At 57.6% G+C, this 16,204-nt stretch carries 11 protein-coding genes; 3 read left to right on the forward strand and 8 right to left on the reverse strand.

From position 1 onward, the window contains the following. Positions 1 to 1,323 precede the first annotated feature (1,323 nt). From metC to IVB12_RS23105, 3 genes are all read left to right on the forward strand, one after another. Positions 1,324 to 2,550 (forward strand): cystathionine beta-lyase, encoded by a 1,227-nt coding sequence (metC, locus tag IVB12_RS23095; RefSeq protein WP_247281299.1) that lies wholly within the window; start codon positions 1,324 to 1,326, stop codon positions 2,548 to 2,550. Positions 2,551 to 3,566: 1,016 nt separating this feature from the next. Then, complete coding sequence (locus tag IVB12_RS23100) at positions 3,567 to 4,187, forward strand: autoinducer binding domain-containing protein (protein WP_247302354.1); 621 nt, start codon at positions 3,567 to 3,569, stop codon at positions 4,185 to 4,187. Continuing rightward, complete coding sequence (locus tag IVB12_RS23105; protein WP_247281301.1) at positions 4,088 to 4,297, forward strand: helix-turn-helix domain-containing protein; 210 nt, start codon at positions 4,088 to 4,090, stop codon at positions 4,295 to 4,297. The genes IVB12_RS23100 and IVB12_RS23105 overlap by 100 nt, the downstream gene beginning before the upstream one ends. A gap of 450 nt (positions 4,298 to 4,747) precedes the next feature. On the opposite strand, the gene IVB12_RS23110 is transcribed toward IVB12_RS23105, so the two are convergent. The 8 genes from IVB12_RS23110 to IVB12_RS23145 all read right to left on the reverse strand — a co-directional run bounded on the left by IVB12_RS23110 (position 4,748) and on the right by IVB12_RS23145 (position 16,147). Then, positions 4,748 to 5,485, reverse strand: a complete 738-nt coding sequence (locus tag IVB12_RS23110; RefSeq protein WP_247302356.1) for an outer membrane beta-barrel protein — start codon at positions 5,483 to 5,485, stop codon at positions 4,748 to 4,750. 1,034 nt (positions 5,486 to 6,519) lie between these two features. Beyond that, positions 6,520 to 7,086, reverse strand: a complete 567-nt coding sequence (locus IVB12_RS23115; protein WP_247302358.1) for a transposase family protein — start codon at positions 7,084 to 7,086, stop codon at positions 6,520 to 6,522. Continuing rightward, entirely contained in the window at positions 7,055 to 7,243 is a 189-nt protein-coding gene (locus IVB12_RS23120) for a hypothetical protein (protein WP_247302360.1), read from the reverse strand. Before IVB12_RS23120 ends, IVB12_RS23115 begins: the two co-directional genes overlap by 32 nt. Before the next feature lie 1,047 nt (positions 7,244 to 8,290). Continuing rightward, complete coding sequence (locus IVB12_RS23125) at positions 8,291 to 8,653, reverse strand: helix-turn-helix domain-containing protein (protein WP_247302370.1); 363 nt, start codon at positions 8,651 to 8,653, stop codon at positions 8,291 to 8,293. A 228-nt stretch (positions 8,654 to 8,881) separates the two neighbouring features. Next, positions 8,882 to 9,910, reverse strand: coding sequence for an LLM class flavin-dependent oxidoreductase (locus IVB12_RS23130; RefSeq protein ID WP_247302372.1), 1,029 nt, complete (start codon positions 9,908 to 9,910; stop codon positions 8,882 to 8,884). Positions 9,911 to 10,125: 215 nt separating this feature from the next. Beyond that, positions 10,126 to 11,202 (reverse strand): histidinol-phosphate transaminase, encoded by a 1,077-nt coding sequence (hisC, locus tag IVB12_RS23135; protein ID WP_247302584.1) that lies wholly within the window; start codon positions 11,200 to 11,202, stop codon positions 10,126 to 10,128. A 1,367-nt stretch (positions 11,203 to 12,569) separates the two neighbouring features. After that, the gene (locus tag IVB12_RS23140; protein WP_247281307.1) at positions 12,570 to 13,289 is read right to left on the reverse strand and encodes a MerR family transcriptional regulator; all 720 of its coding nucleotides are present in this window, start codon (positions 13,287 to 13,289) and stop codon (positions 12,570 to 12,572) included. Between the two features lie 1,913 nt (positions 13,290 to 15,202). Beyond that, on the reverse strand, positions 15,203 to 16,147 hold the full coding sequence (locus IVB12_RS23145; RefSeq protein WP_247302375.1) for a LysR family transcriptional regulator: 945 nt from the start codon (positions 16,145 to 16,147) through the stop codon (positions 15,203 to 15,205). Positions 16,148 to 16,204 lie beyond the last annotated feature (57 nt).

The following is a 16,204-nucleotide window of genomic DNA, read 5'->3' on the forward strand; positions in this document are numbered from 1 at the left end:
GACCAGCTCCGACGACCCGAGCGCTCCCAGCAGAGCACGCCGATCAAAGGGGTCCCTTTTGGATGCCGATAGGGGGTCCCAGTCGAACGCCGATTGACACTGAAAAAGCGGGGTCTGCCACGATCATTGATAGTATGAGGCTGATGAGCCCGAATGTTAAGCCTCCGAGAGCGGATCGACGATCGTACAGCGCAAAGATCCTCGGACATCCTCGCCGAAGAAACGCATCTGTCGTAGTTCTGGAGCCGCGACACGCCGCAGCACAACGTAAGAACTCGCGCATCAGCTGCACCTTGCCGAGGGGGCCGGCAGCTGATTCTGCAGATGAGAAGAGATCCCAGGCGCGTGAATTGTTTAGCTCTCGCGGGCTATTGTCGAGCGCTTCTGGTCCGCAAGATGTGGTTCTGGTTGCCAGCAGGCAGGTTGCTCGGGCGAGTTGCGCGACGGCGCGTGACTGCTGCAGCTCTCTGCGGAGCGGGCCGTAGCCATATGCAGCCGCGCGCGCTCTCGTCGGCTGCGAAAACGCCGAGTGCGGACGCCGTAGCTGGCCCCACCGGCGGCGACAATCGAAAGGACAATAAGAGCTGCCATCATCATCTCAAGCGCGCCTCGCAGATCCTCAATGTGCCGCGCCGGCACCTTGAGCCCGGAATGTGTCTCGGTTCGAAGAATCGAACCGCTAGTTGGTACAACTTGACGCTAGGTACGATTCAAGGTGTCGGTTCTTGTTAGTTGTGATCATGCAGCGTAGTGGGGCTGCGAAATGCTCTTGCACCACGAACTTGCATGACGGCGGCGTAACGATTGCAACGTGGCTTAAATGGCGCAAATCATGCTCCGCGCTTCGCTATAAGCAGTGCAGCAACTAGGCCTTCATTGGGAAGCTGCAAAAACAAACGCCAACGCGCGAGTTCATAGAAGTGCAATTGTCAACCCACATCAAGATCGTCCCGATTTAGCCGATTTGGCGAGGAGCCCACATGCAGCGTCTTTTGTCCGACAAGAAATCCGCCTGGTGGCCGAGGCATCCGACCAGTCCGGCTTAATCCGCCTGCAGCGCGCAGCCGGCGCGTCTGGCCCGCCCTTTGCTGTAGTGATGGACCAACTGTAGAGCTGAATGAAGCTGACCACCGATTTTCGGGGAGCTCGGTCCGGCGCGGTCTCACTGTGCGGTCGACAGCGCTTTCGATCTGGGAAGAGAGCTGCTCCAAGGTTGGGATACGATACAGAGTTCTCGAGTTGTAGCGCCTGAGACGAGTTGCAGATTTATAGTAGTGGGCATTCGCCGCGCATTTAAGCGACGCGATCCCAGATAGGAGAGGTATGGATCGCATCGCTTGGGATAAACTCTTGCCAGAGCCCAACACGCAATTGTCTCATCTCGGTCGCGCGCCCGCTAAACACGCCGGGATGGTCAATGTTCCTGTCTATCGAGGTTCCACGATCGTTTCGGAAACCCTCGAAGAGTGGGATAGGCGCAAGCAGAATCCAGTGACGAACTACGGACGATTCGGCTCACCGTTGTCTCGTGCTCTCGAGGCTGCCATTTGTGAACTGGAGGGCGGGTATCGTTCGATCTTGTTCCCTTCGGGGCTCTCTGCGTGCTCCCACGCACTTCTCGGGATCCTGAAGGCCGGGGATCATGTTTTGATCTGCGATAACGTCTATGAACCGGTGAGGATGTTCGCGAACCAGGTTCTAACTAGATTTGAGGTCAAGGTGGAGTACTTCCATCCCACTCAGCCTTCGGATCTACTCGCGAAGATTGGGACAAAAACGCGAGCTGTGTACCTGGAATCCCCGGGGTCCATGACGTTTGAGGTACAGGATCTGCCCGCGCTGTGCGCGATCGCACATCAATCGGGTGCGCTCGTGCTCATGGACAATACTTGGGCGACGCCGCTCTATTTCAAACCCTTTCTCCATGGCGTCGACATCTCGATCCATGCCGCGACCAAGTATATCGTTGGTCATTCCGACGCCCTTCTGGGCATTGCTACCGCTAACAAGGAAGCGTGGCCGCTCCTGCAGCAAAGCGCTCATCATTTCGGGGAGATTGCTGGGCCAGATGACATCTATTTAGCTCTTCGTGGACTGCGCACACTAGCCGTTCGCATGAGGCAGCATTACGAAAATGGCCTCAAGCTGGCTCAAAGCCTGGAAGACCACCCGGCAGTGGGCCGGGTTCTACACCCTGCGCTCCAAAACCATCCTGGCTACAATATTTGGAAGCGGGATTTCTTGGGTGCAAGTGGCCTATTCGGCGTCGTTCTGAAGCCTATCTCCAAGGCCCAGCTTTCGGTTTTCTTCCAGAAACTGCGCCTTTTTGGAATCGGATTGTCGTGGGGTGGGTACGAAAGCCTTGTGCTGCCTGTCGATGGTCCTCAACGAACGGAAGCAACGGTTTCATTTGATGGACCATTGATTCGTATTCACGCCGGCATCGAGGGGCCGAGTGATCTCATTGCGGACATGCATCAGGCGCTGCAAGCCGCCTGCGAACACTGCGTGAGCGACGCTGCTTACCAGGATGAGAGCAGAGACGGGTGATTTCAAGGGCAGTATTGATGGCGCGGAGGAGACCGATAAAAGCGACGCTTGGGGGTGCTATGCTTACCGCACAACGAGCCACTATCGTCGCGAGATCACGCCCGAACTCGTCTCCGCCCGAAACGCGGCAACTGGAATCCGAGCAGATGTCAGTAGTGCAGACGGTCGCGAGTTCTGGGCATGTTGGCCGAGCGGACCGATGATCTACCATTTGTAAAGCGGATTTATGGCCGTGCATCTCCGAGGTGGAGCACCAGCCCCGTGCAGGAAGACCATGCGCACGGCTTCTGTCTGTCAATGTGCGTGAACAGAACGCCCATGATGTGCGGTCAGGTGAATGTCATTTAAGCCGCAGGTGCCATTGCCGTATTCGGATGATTCGCTCGCCCAAACATGTCCGGGTGCTTTTGAACACGAGCGCTTGGCAAGACGCGATCGCGCAACCGGGGATCTCCAGGGTTGCGTTCGGTACGGCGCGACCGCCATGGCAGACCGGTATCGCAGCGGATGCATGCCATTTCTGCGTCTAATTGCCTCTGCGCCCTATGACGCGGGCGCGGCCTAGCTAGCTCGGCTGGCCCCCGGGGCAGGGGCGGGAGGCTGACCAACGCGTAAACGATCGTTCGCGTACTTGCCGATGCAACATATATTTTTCAGCTAGCGCGAACAAGGTTGTCTCTCTTGCGACGAATGTCCGAATTCTAACAGTGAACGTTGCGTCCCCAGTTCTCCAGCACTCGTGCTTTTGCGGCACTGCTCCTGGCGCCTCAGCTGGTACGACATTTGCTGGACGCTTCAGGTCCGCCTCCTCCCGAAGAAGCGCATGCACAATGTTCTTTATCGAGCAACTATCCGATCTCAGCCAAGCCGATTGCAGCTCATGACGAGAAGTATGATTGTCGCGTTCGGTCGGGCACTTCGCAGAGAGGAGGCTGAAGTGGCGCAGGGCCCCTGCCCAAATCGATCCACTCAAAAGACGCAGCACCGGTTGCCTAAGTCGGTGGCGGAGGCACCAAATGGATCTATTTTGCTTCATCGAATGCGCAAAACAGAGTCGATCTCCCGAGGTGTTGTTCAATCTGCTTGTGAGCTGTTCGAGCGAACAGGGCTTCAGTCAAGTCGCTTACGGGACGCTGACGGACGCGGAGCCGACCCGCCGGCCAGAGTATCTGCCAGCCGCCGTGACAGTGAACTTTCCTTCCGCGTGGTGCGAGCGCAATGCTGAACGCCGATACAATGCCATCGATCCCGTGGTTCGGCGTACGACGATGCAGTCGGCTCCGTTTCTATGGGATCAACTTGCTCACAAACATCAATTGCAACCCGGCGAAATGCGTGTGTTGAACGAGGCCAAAGAGGCCGGTCTGAAGCACGGCGTAACCGTACCACTGTTCGGACCATTTGGACAACTATCTGTCGCATCCTTTGCATCCAGGTTCGACGATGTCGACCCTGAGTATCGCTTCAGTCGTCTCAACGCATTGGCTTGGCAGTTTCATCATGCATTTGCAGAAATCGCGCCGTCATCGGAGGGCAGATGCCATATCCAATCCAAGTGGCCCTATCCGAACGAGAAAAGGATTGCCTCCGCTGGGTGGAAGAGGGGAAATCATCCTGGGAAATCGGAGTCATCCTGAGAGTAAGTGAAAATACCGTGAACTTTCACCTGAAGAACGCGATGCGAAAGCTAGAGACGAACAGCCGTACCCACTGCGTTGCCAAGGCGATTCGCCTCGGTCTTATCTGACGTTTCGGCGCCGCTGCCCCGTATCGAGCTATGCCGGAGTCACGAGCGAGCGATCTGACCAGCGTGACAATATGACAATAGCAGCGAGGACGTTCAGCCCAAGGTGGAGAAGATGCTGTTGCCGCGAATAGCTGACAAGCCTGTCATCTCGATCGTCTTCGGGAGCCTCGATGCGCATCCCGCCGAGGGTTGTTTGTGTCTTCGATGCGTGAGAGGTTCGCACGATTGCCTAAATCCGACGTGGACTGGCCATGACGGGACACCATTCGCCGCATCGATGACACGCGTGCGACAGTGATCTTCGCAAGCTGGTTGGTTGTGGATGCCGCCACTCGTCCAATATGGGAGCAGTTTTTGGGCTTGAATTGCGACAACCTAGTCGCCTGGGACCCGCCCTCGCAAAAAACAAGCCCCGGCCATGGCCGGGGCTTCCGCCGTTCGTACTGCGGATCAATATTTCAGAAGAAACGGGCCGCCGAACTTATAGTTGAGCCGTGCAGTCAGAAGATCGAGATCCTGGCGGATGCGATCGGTTCCGCCTGCGGGCGTGGGGAAGTGCACCGCTCCGGGCTGCATGAACAGGTGGTCGTACTCGAGACTGACCGACCAGTTCGGCGCGAAACCGTACTCAATCCCAGCTCCCAATGCACCACCCCAAAAAATGTGGTCGCTCTTCCCAAGCTGCGCGCCCGTGAGGGTCGGGCTAATCTGATAGGTATTGCTCGTCACTGCGGCACCAGCTTTGGCGTAAAATAATACGTTGTCCATGGCATAACCGAACTGCCCCGTTACCACGCCGAACGCATCAATCTTGGTCTTGTTGATATCCGCAAACGCGACGCTGTCATTCGAGCCGGTCAAATCAGCCCAGTTCCCCTGGCCTTCAACACCAAGCACGATCTGGCCCATCTGCCTTCGATAGCCGATCTGGCCACCCACAGTAGCGCCGGTCGCATCATGGCAGCCCTCAGGCGTGCCGCCATTGAAGTCCCAGCAATTCGAGCTTGAGCCGAAGCCGCCGTTCATACCGACGTAGTAGCCGCTCCAGTCGTAGATCGTAGCCGCAACAGGCTGCGGAGCTTTGGTATAGAGAGGCTGGACAGGCTGCGCAGCCAGATCCGCACCGAATGCGGGCGCCACCGCGCCAAGCGCCACAATGCTTACAGTCGCAAGCAACAAGTTCTTCATTTCTACTCTCATGTCTTGAGTGCCCCGAGCCTCGCGCGTCTTAACAACATCCGCGCGAATAGCTGTAGCTGCATCGCAACATTTGGGCCGAAAGGAATGCTTGAACCGAACCCTGCGTCAGGTTGCGGCGTTGCGGATCATCTTCAACTGCCTCGCTATGCTCCTTCGCGTGCGAACGTAGATTGCGCAAGCGTGGGCGAAAAGCGGGCTGCTGATCTCAGCGGATGAAGCGCACCGCAAGCCACATGACGCCCAGCCACACCGCAACCGAAAAGAGCAAAGCGCTTTGCAACGCTCTTGCTCTGATCCTGTGACGCCATCGAAGGAGTTGCGATGAGCAACCGGTGAAGCGCCGACCCCGTACAACAGCTGTCACTTCATCGTAATCTGCGAAACGGAAGTGAGAGCGATGCTTGCGAATATACGCCAGCCGCTCAGTGGGTGAGAGGCACTGTGCCCACACCTCCCCTGCCTCATCATCAAAACACGCGCTATTCTCAAGGACCTCGGCTAGGCGCTCGTCAGGTTTCATGATGCATCCGCTGTACTGACTATCGCGGATCGAGTTCTAGGAGGGAAGCCTCACCTTCGAAACCTCTCAGTTTAGGTAGGCGAGTTCAGGTGAATCGAACTCGGCCAGGAAGCATTTGTCACGGTCATGCGGTGCTGATCCTGCGCGAGATGAAAGTCGAAGTCGTGCGATCACTCTGGATCTCTCTTCTCGCCCAGTGCAGATAGCCACGGGCATCGAAGCGGCGTAGATGCCGCGGGAGAGTGAAAGGTGCTCCTTGTCGATGCTGTCGCAATCGTGCTCGCCGTAGCGTCACGTCGTAGGAACCAGGCATCCGCCGCCTCGCGCCGACCAACTAGTCAACCACCGATGACGGGAGTGTGACGTCGAAAGGACCGCACTTTCGCTACGCTTCTCCTTCAGCTTGAATGACGGCTGAAGAAGTTGATGTAGAGCCGTGCCGCCGCATAGAGGCGCCCCATCATACGCGCCGTCTCGACGCCATCGAAGCGGCCATAGCCCATCAGGCGGCGGACGACGGCACCATTTTCTGCTCGACAAACGCTTGGTCGTTCTTCTTATAGGCGCGCGAGCGAGTGACTTCGATCTTCTGTTCGCGACACCATGGCACGACGACATCGTTCATGAAGGCGCTGTCGTTGTCAAAGTCCACGCCGCGCAACAGCCAGGGGAACAGGCTCTGTGCGCGGTTGATCGCCTCGACGACCAGCGAACCTTCCCGCGTCAGCAACGGCAGGCACTCCGTCCAGCCGTTGGCAACATCGAGCATCGTGAGGGTTTGGATGAACGAGCCAGCCACCGACGTGCCGCCATGGGCGACCATGTCGACCTCGCAGAAGCCGGGCACCAGGCTGTTCCAGTCATTGAACGTGCGGATCGGGACCTCGCGCCGGATTGCCGAATAAAATTCGGCACGGCGCCGCCTGCAGCCGCTCGCCGCGATCTTCACATCGACGAGCAGGCGATGGATGGTGGCGGCGCTGATAGCCAGAACACGATCACGGTCCGACTGGCCGAGCTGCAATCGGCCATGTTGCTCAAGGGCAGGCAGCAAGGTCGGCATCATCATCTTGAGCCACTTGCCGCACCACCCGATCCGACGCCTCCCACAGCGCCGTCAACGCGTCCTTGATCGTCGCGCGCGGACCATTAAAGGTGGGCAGAGAAGCCTGCTTCGGGATGCTCGAGAAAAACAGCCTGCAGCATTTCGGCAGCTGCGCACCCAAGCTTGCTCCATTCCCATCAGCTTCATAGCTGCTCAGGAGCTCAATCGAAGCCGCTCGGCTAACCAACGCTGCACAGAAAAGTGTCCGGGCAAGGGCTCGCTGGAGCGGGGCATGGATCAATGCATCTTGGGATGAGCGCTGCAGATACCGACTTCCTTAAGAGGTCCTTAGGGCGGCGCGGTTCTGGTCATGAACATTTTCATTGCAAAGTCGAGCGACCTGTATGCTCGATCGCGGACCGCCTGAGGCGAACCAGGAGTTGCGTCAATCGCAGCGCGCGCGTCGCTCATAATCTTATCTTTTGCGGAAAGAAGCTTTGCATCTAGTATTACATGAAGCGTCTCTCGAACTTCAGGTGAGATCGACCTATCGCCATCGATCAGTTCTCGAAGTTTCCAAAACATGCGCTCGACTGCTGCCATCGACCCGAGGACTGATATCAGTCTTGGTGACATCATTGGCTATCTCCTTCTCCAGCCAGACTCTGGCGACCATCCCAGCGAAATCAGACCTGTCCCCTTTGACAGCGGCGCGCTAGGCGACCTTGAACAGGCGAATGACTGGGATACATGTCCCCTGCTACGCCCCAGCGGGCGTGAGACGGACGTTCAAGATATGCTCAGGGGAACTCACAAACTGTGCGATTTGCGAGCAAGGCATTTATCTTTCCTGTGCTCTAGGCCGTAACACGGTAGCGTGCGGCGGCTCACGTGCAAAACTGACATCGAGGGTGTGCGCCGCTGTCCATTTGCCGCAATGCATGCAGCTGCATCGGAGTTGGACTTCTGCCACGCATCCGTGCTCTTCCGCTTTCTCACTCGGATCGCTCTGTTGACGAGGCCGAATTGAATGAGTGATCCCGGTCACGCAAAGGTGGTCATCCGATATCCCGGTGCTCGGGGCGCCCACCCGTTTTGTGATTGCGTGGGTGCATCGAGATCGAGCCTTCCGATTTGGCGATGGTGTGTTGGTCGTGCGCCACGTCGACCTCGATCGATCTCTCGAGTCTCCACCGGCTGTCCGGTCGAGCTCAAAAAAGTTAGCGACTTAAACGCGCAGATCATTTCCATGTCCTGGATTCCCGATCTCGGATTGGTTCATTTCGTCTGTCTTATTGTCCTCGCCACTGCACGGCCATGCTGTGCAAACCGTGCATTTCACCCACCAGCGGCCACCGCGCTTCTCCGCGCGCAACTTGCCGCGGCGGATCCGAGAGAGCACGCCTTCGGGGCTTATGTGGTTCATCGCTGCGAATCGCTGAACAGTGAGGTAGTCCTCATGCAGAGGTGGAGGGGTGCTAATTCCGTGCGCAGCCAGCAGAATGCGCAGCGAAGCCAACTCCGCCAGCACGATCTCGAGCTTACGCGCGATCTCCTCCGTCTGGTCGGAGCGCTGCCAGGACCGCGTCACGACAGGCCCGCCCGGGCTATAAGCCAAACCTTGGATTTGTGTGGAATGCAATTGACGAACTGGCGCGCCAAAGCGTGATGTAGTCGAAAGGGTCTCATGCGCGTAAGAGCCATTTGAATCATAAGAGCGGCTTGACAAATGCATCCGGCTGCGGTGCTCACGGCCCTCGGTGTTGCCATTTATTGCCTGGTCAAGGACGAACTTATTGGAACCGATGTTGGGTCACCGTCAGTGCTCTGCCGCTATGAGCTCGGAGTGAATCGCAGTTGCTGTGCTGAGGCAGGCATCCAGTGACAGAGATCCAAAGGCGAGCTGGCAAAGGAGATAGTTGGCGCCTGCCTCTTCCACATGATCGAGAAGAGTTTGGCGCACCGAAGCGCGCGTTCCGACAACGCACAGTTCACTCTCAATTGCGGCATCCAAGGTTAGGGGCAGGTTGGATGGAGGCGGGATGTCATTGAGCTCGTATAGGAACTTAAAGCTCTTGAGCCATGTTTCGTAGGCTGGCGCGGCGAGGGAGCGGGCGGCTGCTTCAGAGCTGGCAATTACGATCATGCGAAGTAATGCGAGAAATGGTGCTGAACCGTTGGCGTCATGCTTGGCGTTCTGATGAGCGCGGTAGCGATCTGTTACCTTGCGAACGGCAGAAGAGGGCCCCATGCACGCCAGATTAGCGCCATTCGCCGCCGCCCAATGCGCGGACTCTGGCCGATTTGTAGCAATCCATGTCGGGGGACAAGGACGCTGATGAGGTGAAAGCGTCAAAGGAACGTCGCTCAGCGCAAAATGTTGCCCTTCGTACGAGAGCGGGCCGCCATTCATCGCGTTAACGAAGATTTGGGAAGCTTCCTCGTAACGGCTTGAGGCAACATCGGCTCCAACTCCAAAATAACTCAGTTCGATCGGTAGGGAGCCGCGACCAAGACCGACCTCGACCCTGCCGCTGCTCAGGTGATCCAACATGCAGATCTCCTCGAATGCCCGCAACGGGTGGTAGAGGTTGAGCAGCATGACCAATGGACCAACGCGAAGTCGCCGTGTGCGTTGTATGACGCTTGACAGAAACAAGTTCGGCGATGGACCGCGTCCATGGGGGGTGCAATGATGCTCCGCCAGATGATAGGCATAGAAACCGAGCCGGTCGTAGGCCTCCGCCAGCGCGAGGCGGTCCGCGTATTGCCGCGCGATATCGGGGCCGTCCTCGTCAAGATGATCAAAGATGCCGCAGGTCAGGTTTGAGGGAAGAACGTTTCTCACTCAGTTATCTCCTATAGAGAGGACCGGAGTCCTCCGGGTCTTGGGGTGCAAGAGGCGCTCGCTGGCACTGCGGTGCATATGCTGCGAAGCCGTTCTCAACAGCTCGCAATGCGCCGATCGGACAAAAACTGACTCCGGCTGCGTCGCGAAGCTTCATCATGTGTGGGTCCGGATCGATGACGAACGGGGATCTGTGACCTGAGTGCAAGGGGTCACTAGCCACGGCATCCCATTTTCTTAAGAATGCGGCCGACAGCCGCAAGAAACTCATCCATCTGGCGCGTTGTACCGATGCTAACCCGAATGCACTCTTGCAGGCCGGCATCCGGAAAGAAGGCAACGAGGACGCTCTGGTCTTGCAACGCCGCCTGCCACCATCTGCCACCCTGGCCTACCGGCACACGGGCGAGAAGGAAGTTCGCGTGGGAAGGCGTTACGGAGAACCCAAATTCCGAGAGGGCGGCCGCTACGCGCTGACGCTGAAGCCTTACGTGGCGATGGTTCTCCTCGTAGGCGTCGCGATGCGCAAGGATGCTCATGCCAACGGCATGAGCGACCACATTCATGTTGAAAACATTCTGGATGTTGCGAAGCCGCCCAATCAGCTCGGGATGGCCGAAACCGAAGCCGACGCGAATGCCAGCGGCGGAATAACTCTTGGAAAACGTGCGCAAGACCAAAAGATTCGAATGGCGCTCAACGAGGCGTAGGCCGTCCTCAGGTGCGAAATCGACATAAGCTTCGTCCAATACGATCAATCGGTCAGATCGTATAACGAGGCGCTCGATCTCAGCGAGCGGAACAAAGCTTCCGGTCGGATTGTTCGGATTGGCCAGCAGAATGAACTTGGCATGTTTAGCCGGACCGAAAAGCAGCTCGTCCATCGGCAAGCAGTCGGGTTCAGACCAGGGAATTTCAATGAACCGGGCCCCTTGCAACATGGCAAGCTTGCGATTGAATGAGAAGCCGGGCGACATCATTGCGATGCCGTCGCCCGGGGCAAGAAAGGCTCTGTAAATGAGACTGAGGAGTTCAGACGATCCATTGCCAGCCATCACGCGATCAGTGGCAATCCCATAGGCCGCTGCGGCCGCTTGTCTCAAGCTGACATTGTCGTCTTCTGGATAGAGGTATTGCGCCTCAAGAGCTGCAATTGCGCTTCGCATCACAATGGCTGGCAAAGGAAATGGGTTCTCATTCGTGTTCAGTTTCACGCAAGTATTATCCAGAGTGGGTCGCCTGGATGGCAGAGCATCCAATTCGCGAGCCACCGGCGAGAGCGAGGAAAGCATAGTTTGTAGTTTTGCATCCAATTTGGTGTTCTCCCTTTTGTCGACGAGAGCAGTTGACGGCCTTCATCGAGCCTATGTGATGCGCGCGCTGTGTTCGGAGCCGGGAAGCGCAAGGTGTGCATGAATGTGAGGGGTGGGGTGCCATAGGCGGGCTCAGATCTAAGCGCAGCACCGGATCAGAGCCCGTCTCAAAATCCGGCAGCGATCAGCACGGATCAGGCGGCGCGTGGCGTTATTCCAGCGAATACCTGTTTCACGAGGGGAGGCAACGCCACGTCCACTCGGCCGAACAGCGCTGCTAACGCTTGGCTTGAACTCGCGTAATCCGCAGATAGACTGCGCAAGACTGACATCTTGCCACAAGCTACGTTCCTCCTAAAGAGGTCCTGGCAGCTCACTCCCGAGAGCGAGGTGCGCATCAGTTTCACCAGCGGGAAGAAGTCACCGATGTTCGTCGGCCTTACGAATGTGGAAGTGATGCTCACTCTAGTGGCACCAGGCGAATGGGAACGTACTCTTCGGGCGGCCGTTCGGGCGTGCACGACAGCTTTGATAGCATTGCCGCCAGGGCGAGAAATGCTGCGACTGCGGCGACTGCGACGCACGTGAGCAGCGCGTAATCGCTATGTCGAGGATGGTTGATCATTCGAACGCTCCGTGCGGTGTTGGTGCGGGCGGTCAGGTCTGCGCGACCGCTTCGACGGTATTGTCGCGCCAGCGGTAAACGATGAACCCAGAAGCGGCATTGTCTCCCTTGGAGTCGAATTGGACGTGGCAATGGCCGTATCGATTGAGCCCGAAGTAGGGACCGCAGCGACCCGCGTGGCATCGAAGGTGCCCGTCCGTTTGACTGAGCCTGCCTATGCTTGAACTGCGGCATCTAGAGCGTGCAACCTGCGGCAGATAGGCTCGTACCCTTGAGCTTGGCGACGACGGTTGCCCCTGCAGCATTCGTCGTCGGGTCCGGCATAAAGGTAAAGAGCGTGCCGTTTGTGCAGTCGCCGGCAACGGCCAAAGACGATCATCCACCGACTTGTTCTCGCTCAGCGCTCTCACCGGGAATTTCCGAAAGTGATGCCGATCATTGGAGTCTCCGTCGGCCTAGCCGGCGCTCTGTCGGTCGCCCCGCTGCTGCGTCGATGCTTTTAGAAGGTACAATGTGACGCTACGTGCGAATCAAGTACTTCGAAGGGTGCTCGTCGAGGGCGATTGTCAAAATCCACAGAGCGAAGAACCCCAAAGAGTGCCGACAACGCGGATTCGCAGCGAATTGCTACGGGCCAACGATCCTCAGTCAGACAAGGATCAGCATCACTTCATTGGGTTTAGAGACATTGCAGTAACCGAGTCGCGGGCAACCCCGTGCGTCAACTCTTTCCCAGCTGGTCCTCCAGCGCGGCGAGAGCGAGATCCAGGTATCGCATGAGGCTCGCATCCCAGCCCGCGAGATTGTGTGGTTCGGTCAATCGCGTCAGCACCTTAAGTATCATCGAGACAGTCGAGTCAACTCCTGCGATCTCAGTCAGCAGCGAACGGGCCTGACGCGCGACCGCATTTGCCCGATCACTGCATGGAGGCTCGCCCCGATCCATGCAGCTACGTAGCTCGTCCCGAATCTTGCGCCACCGATCTTCGCGGCTAGCGTTAGAGGCGCACGTGCAGATGGCCGAGGGGGTACGCTCCTCAATCCGCGACATTGCATCTAACGTGGCCGGCAGCTCGTCAACACTGACTTCTGTCTCACCTTGGGTCGTCATATTGCGCAATCGATCCCGTAATAGTGTCGCCCGCGCGACTTGAACTTCAATTCGCTCCAGATGGTTGCGCAATAGGTCCGTGAGAGATGTCCGCCCCTCGATGGCTTTGCGGATCTCAGGAAGCGAGAAGCCGAGCTCACGTAGCGCGCGAATCTGAGAGACGCGTTGTAGGCTTTCACGATCGTACATGCGGTGACCGCCATCGGTACGTTCCGAGACCGTCAGCAACCCGGTATGTTCGTAGTGATGCAGAGTGCGTACCGTTACGCCGGTCGCCTCTGCAAGTTCTCCAATGCGCCATCGGCGCCGTCGTGGTGTGGCGTTTGTCATGGTCCTCAATTTGCAAGCCTACAACCTGACGTCACGTGAGAATCAAGTTATTTCAATGATCTAGATGATGGTCTCTTGCTGCGAACCCCCGGGAGGACTGAGCGCATGCAGTTGATCAAGCGGCCGAGACAAGTGAAGCATCAAGTTCGCCAGCGACGCCAATTCGTCCCTCGCTGCGCGTTGCATCACAAGTCTTGCGATCGCCACGCGATTCTCGCTGGTTCGCATGCATGCCGGTAAAAACGCGATTGCTCGATCAAAAAGGTTTCCCAAGCTCGCGAGATCCTCCGGATCGTAGACTCCGCTCGGCTTATCCAACAGTAAGCTCCTTTGATTGTCGCACCGGCGCCGCACGTGACGAAGCCGTTTGGCTGTGGTGGGGCAAAAAGGAGACGGAGCGGCGACGTGCGCGAAAGAATGTGACAGGACGTTCGTGTGGTGCCGTTGTGCAACAGGCGTTTGCTTCCCTTTTGTCCAACACTGCCCTAACCGAAACTGTGCAATTTCTGCTGGATGCTGGCGCAGCGGTGGCCATCTGCTGTCTGATCGCCACGCGAAGCGAAAGCAGATACATGCAGCCCCGCTTGCTCTCGAGAGACAGCTTCACGAACGGCGGCCCAGACACAGTGCTGATCTGATCAGATGGGCCTCTTTCGGTCGAATTCTTGCTGTGATGTCTATCGTCGAGCCGGCGTTGGCTGGTCAATCAACGCAGATTAGTCGTACCACCACATCGTGGCGCGGCCGCCCGCTCGGCGCCTAAGAGCATTTTCGACACGCTGCTAGTCCTGTTGAGATGGCTTTGTGGGCGCGAAGGCGTTGTTCGCGCATGGCAACATCGGGTTTTGGAATGCCACAAGATGATGGCTGCTCTTCAACGGCGCAAGTCCGCGACGCAAAGCGTCGGTAGAATGAGAGAAGGCGGGCCGCAAAACCATTCCCGGCATGTATCTCAACGCAAGCGCACCTCGCGCGGCTGGCGAAAGGTTACTCGCGATTGAGGACCGAGCCTCGAAGGCTCGCTCCGATATCCGTTGGACCTGGAGGCGCTCAAAACGGGTCAGCAGGCACCGGGCGCCGCGCGGCCGCGCCGGGAAAACAATGACGTGCCATAGCTCCTACAGCAATAACTCGCATATCCAGACGTGAGCCGGATCAGTGTTGGGCAGCACAGTCCAGCTGTCGCGGGTAATGGCTTGCTCGTCCAGAAGCTCACTCACTTTCATCCTCGAACAGTATCGATTTTGGTCTGCGAGCGCTGGACATAGATGCTTTTGGTAAGATAGGCAAATCATGTTACCGCACCGAAGTAGCTCTTCGGGGACAGCGGTGAGGGGCCGCAACTCGGGGCTAACGGCGGCATCCCGCGCGCCACGCGCCACGACACTTTCGAAAAGAACACGACTGTCGCGAGATCCGAAAGGTCAACCCTGTGGGGCGGCCCGCGAAGAGGCGTCTAGCTACTGACATGCTTCGGCATTACTGCTGCGATCGCCGGGACAGTAGACCGCAAGGAGAATGCCCACCGGCAGGCGAAGAGCGGTGCGGGTGCGCTGCCAGTGTCCACGTTTGCAGCCTCGATCGCAGGTCTTGGGCTACAACCTGACGCGGTGTACGATTCAAGAGATCTTAGTGCCGAGGCCGGATCTCGTTTATCTGACCGGCCGGATCATTTCGCGAGCTCTGAGCTCAGCTCATGTAGAACAGTGCGATGCAGCCCGTCGGATCCGCGGAAAGTCATTGCGGAGCGCCGCCGAACGAGCTGTATGACGCGCAAAATCGTCACGCCACGGCGAAATCAATAGCGCCGCCGACCCGATCAGCGCGCCAATCCGAACACCAGCGAGGACCGGAGCTTCGAGCCTGGCGTAGATCTGGTTAACGAAGAGTAGGTCGCAAACGGCCGAACAATCCTAGAACGATCCGTGACATTGGTTGGTCTCGGACGGAGAGACCATCATGGATGCCTCTTGGAAGAACATGTTGCGCATCCAAATGCTTGCAGGATCAGTATTATGAATGGCGGGCCATTGGACGGCCTCGGTGAATGTGAGAAGTCGCAGCGGAGGTTCGATGACCCGCAGGGGCATCGTGTTTGCGAAATGGCTGACCAATCTTGAGGGCATGCTGGCTATGCGGTTGGTGCCCAATATCATAGGCGGAATCATACCAAAACCCTGCACAGCGACCTCGGTGCGTACCTTGAAACCATGCTCGAGCAAGAGCCATTCGTGGAAGGAGGGCCTCAGGGAGCGCCCGAACTGGGCTTCCACGTGCCCGATCGACATGTACTTCTCGAACGTAAGTCGCGGCGCCAGCTGCTTGTTCATGGGGCAGCCCACGCAAACGAAAGTGTCCTCGAACAGTGCCGCCTTGGGATGCGCACTCGACATGAACATCTCCGGATACATGAGAAAATCGACTTCACCGCGCCGGAGAAGTTCATCGGGTTCCTCTACGGGCGGCAGCAACTCGAAATTGATTGTCGGAGCTTCCCGCGCGACGCGGTCCACGATTCGTCGAAGAAACACGACAGTCATGAAGTCGGACAGGATGATTCTGAATCGCCGATTCGATTGAGACGGAGCGAAGCCGTCCGGAGAAATGATGGAGAGCTGAATGTGAGCGAGAGCCTCGCGAATCGGGACTGCGAGCGCTTGAGCCCGCGGCGTTGGGACAAGCTTCCGGCCCCTCATCGTGAATAGCTCATCGCGAAAGTAAGTGCGAAGCCGCGCGACGGCAGCACTCATGGCAGGTTGACTGAGGTTGATGCTTCTTGCCGCCGCAGTGAGATTGCCTTGCGTCACCAGGGCGTCGAACGCGACGAGGAGATTCAGATCGAGGCCCTTGAAACGCATAATCTTGAGTGATCCACGGTATGAATGTGTTCGATCGATACAATCGATTTTACCATT

Source organism: Bradyrhizobium sp. 179 (assembly GCF_023073535.1).
In the GTDB taxonomy this organism is placed as follows: domain Bacteria; phylum Pseudomonadota; class Alphaproteobacteria; order Rhizobiales; family Xanthobacteraceae; genus Bradyrhizobium.

Bases quoted from the DNA above. Each gene is read 5' to 3' on its own strand.
- metC (WP_247281299.1), top strand. From the start codon at position 1,324: ATGGATCGCATCGCTTGGGATAAACTCTTGCCAGAGCCCAACACGCAA.
- IVB12_RS23100 (WP_247302354.1), top strand. From the start codon at position 3,567: ATGGATCTATTTTGCTTCATCGAATGCGCAAAACAGAGTCGATCTCCC.
- IVB12_RS23105 (WP_247281301.1), top strand. From the start codon at position 4,088: ATGCCATATCCAATCCAAGTGGCCCTATCCGAACGAGAAAAGGATTGC.
- IVB12_RS23110 (WP_247302356.1), bottom strand. From the start codon at position 5,485: ATGAAGAACTTGTTGCTTGCGACTGTAAGCATTGTGGCGCTTGGCGCG.
- IVB12_RS23115 (WP_247302358.1), bottom strand. From the start codon at position 7,086: ATGATGATGCCGACCTTGCTGCCTGCCCTTGAGCAACATGGCCGATTG.
- hisC (WP_247302584.1), bottom strand. From the start codon at position 11,202: ATGCTTTCCTCGCTCTCGCCGGTGGCTCGCGAATTGGATGCTCTGCCA.
- IVB12_RS23140 (WP_247281307.1), bottom strand. From the start codon at position 13,289: ATGACAAACGCCACACCACGACGGCGCCGATGGCGCATTGGAGAACTT.
- IVB12_RS23145 (WP_247302375.1), bottom strand. From the start codon at position 16,147: ATGCGTTTCAAGGGCCTCGATCTGAATCTCCTCGTCGCGTTCGACGCC.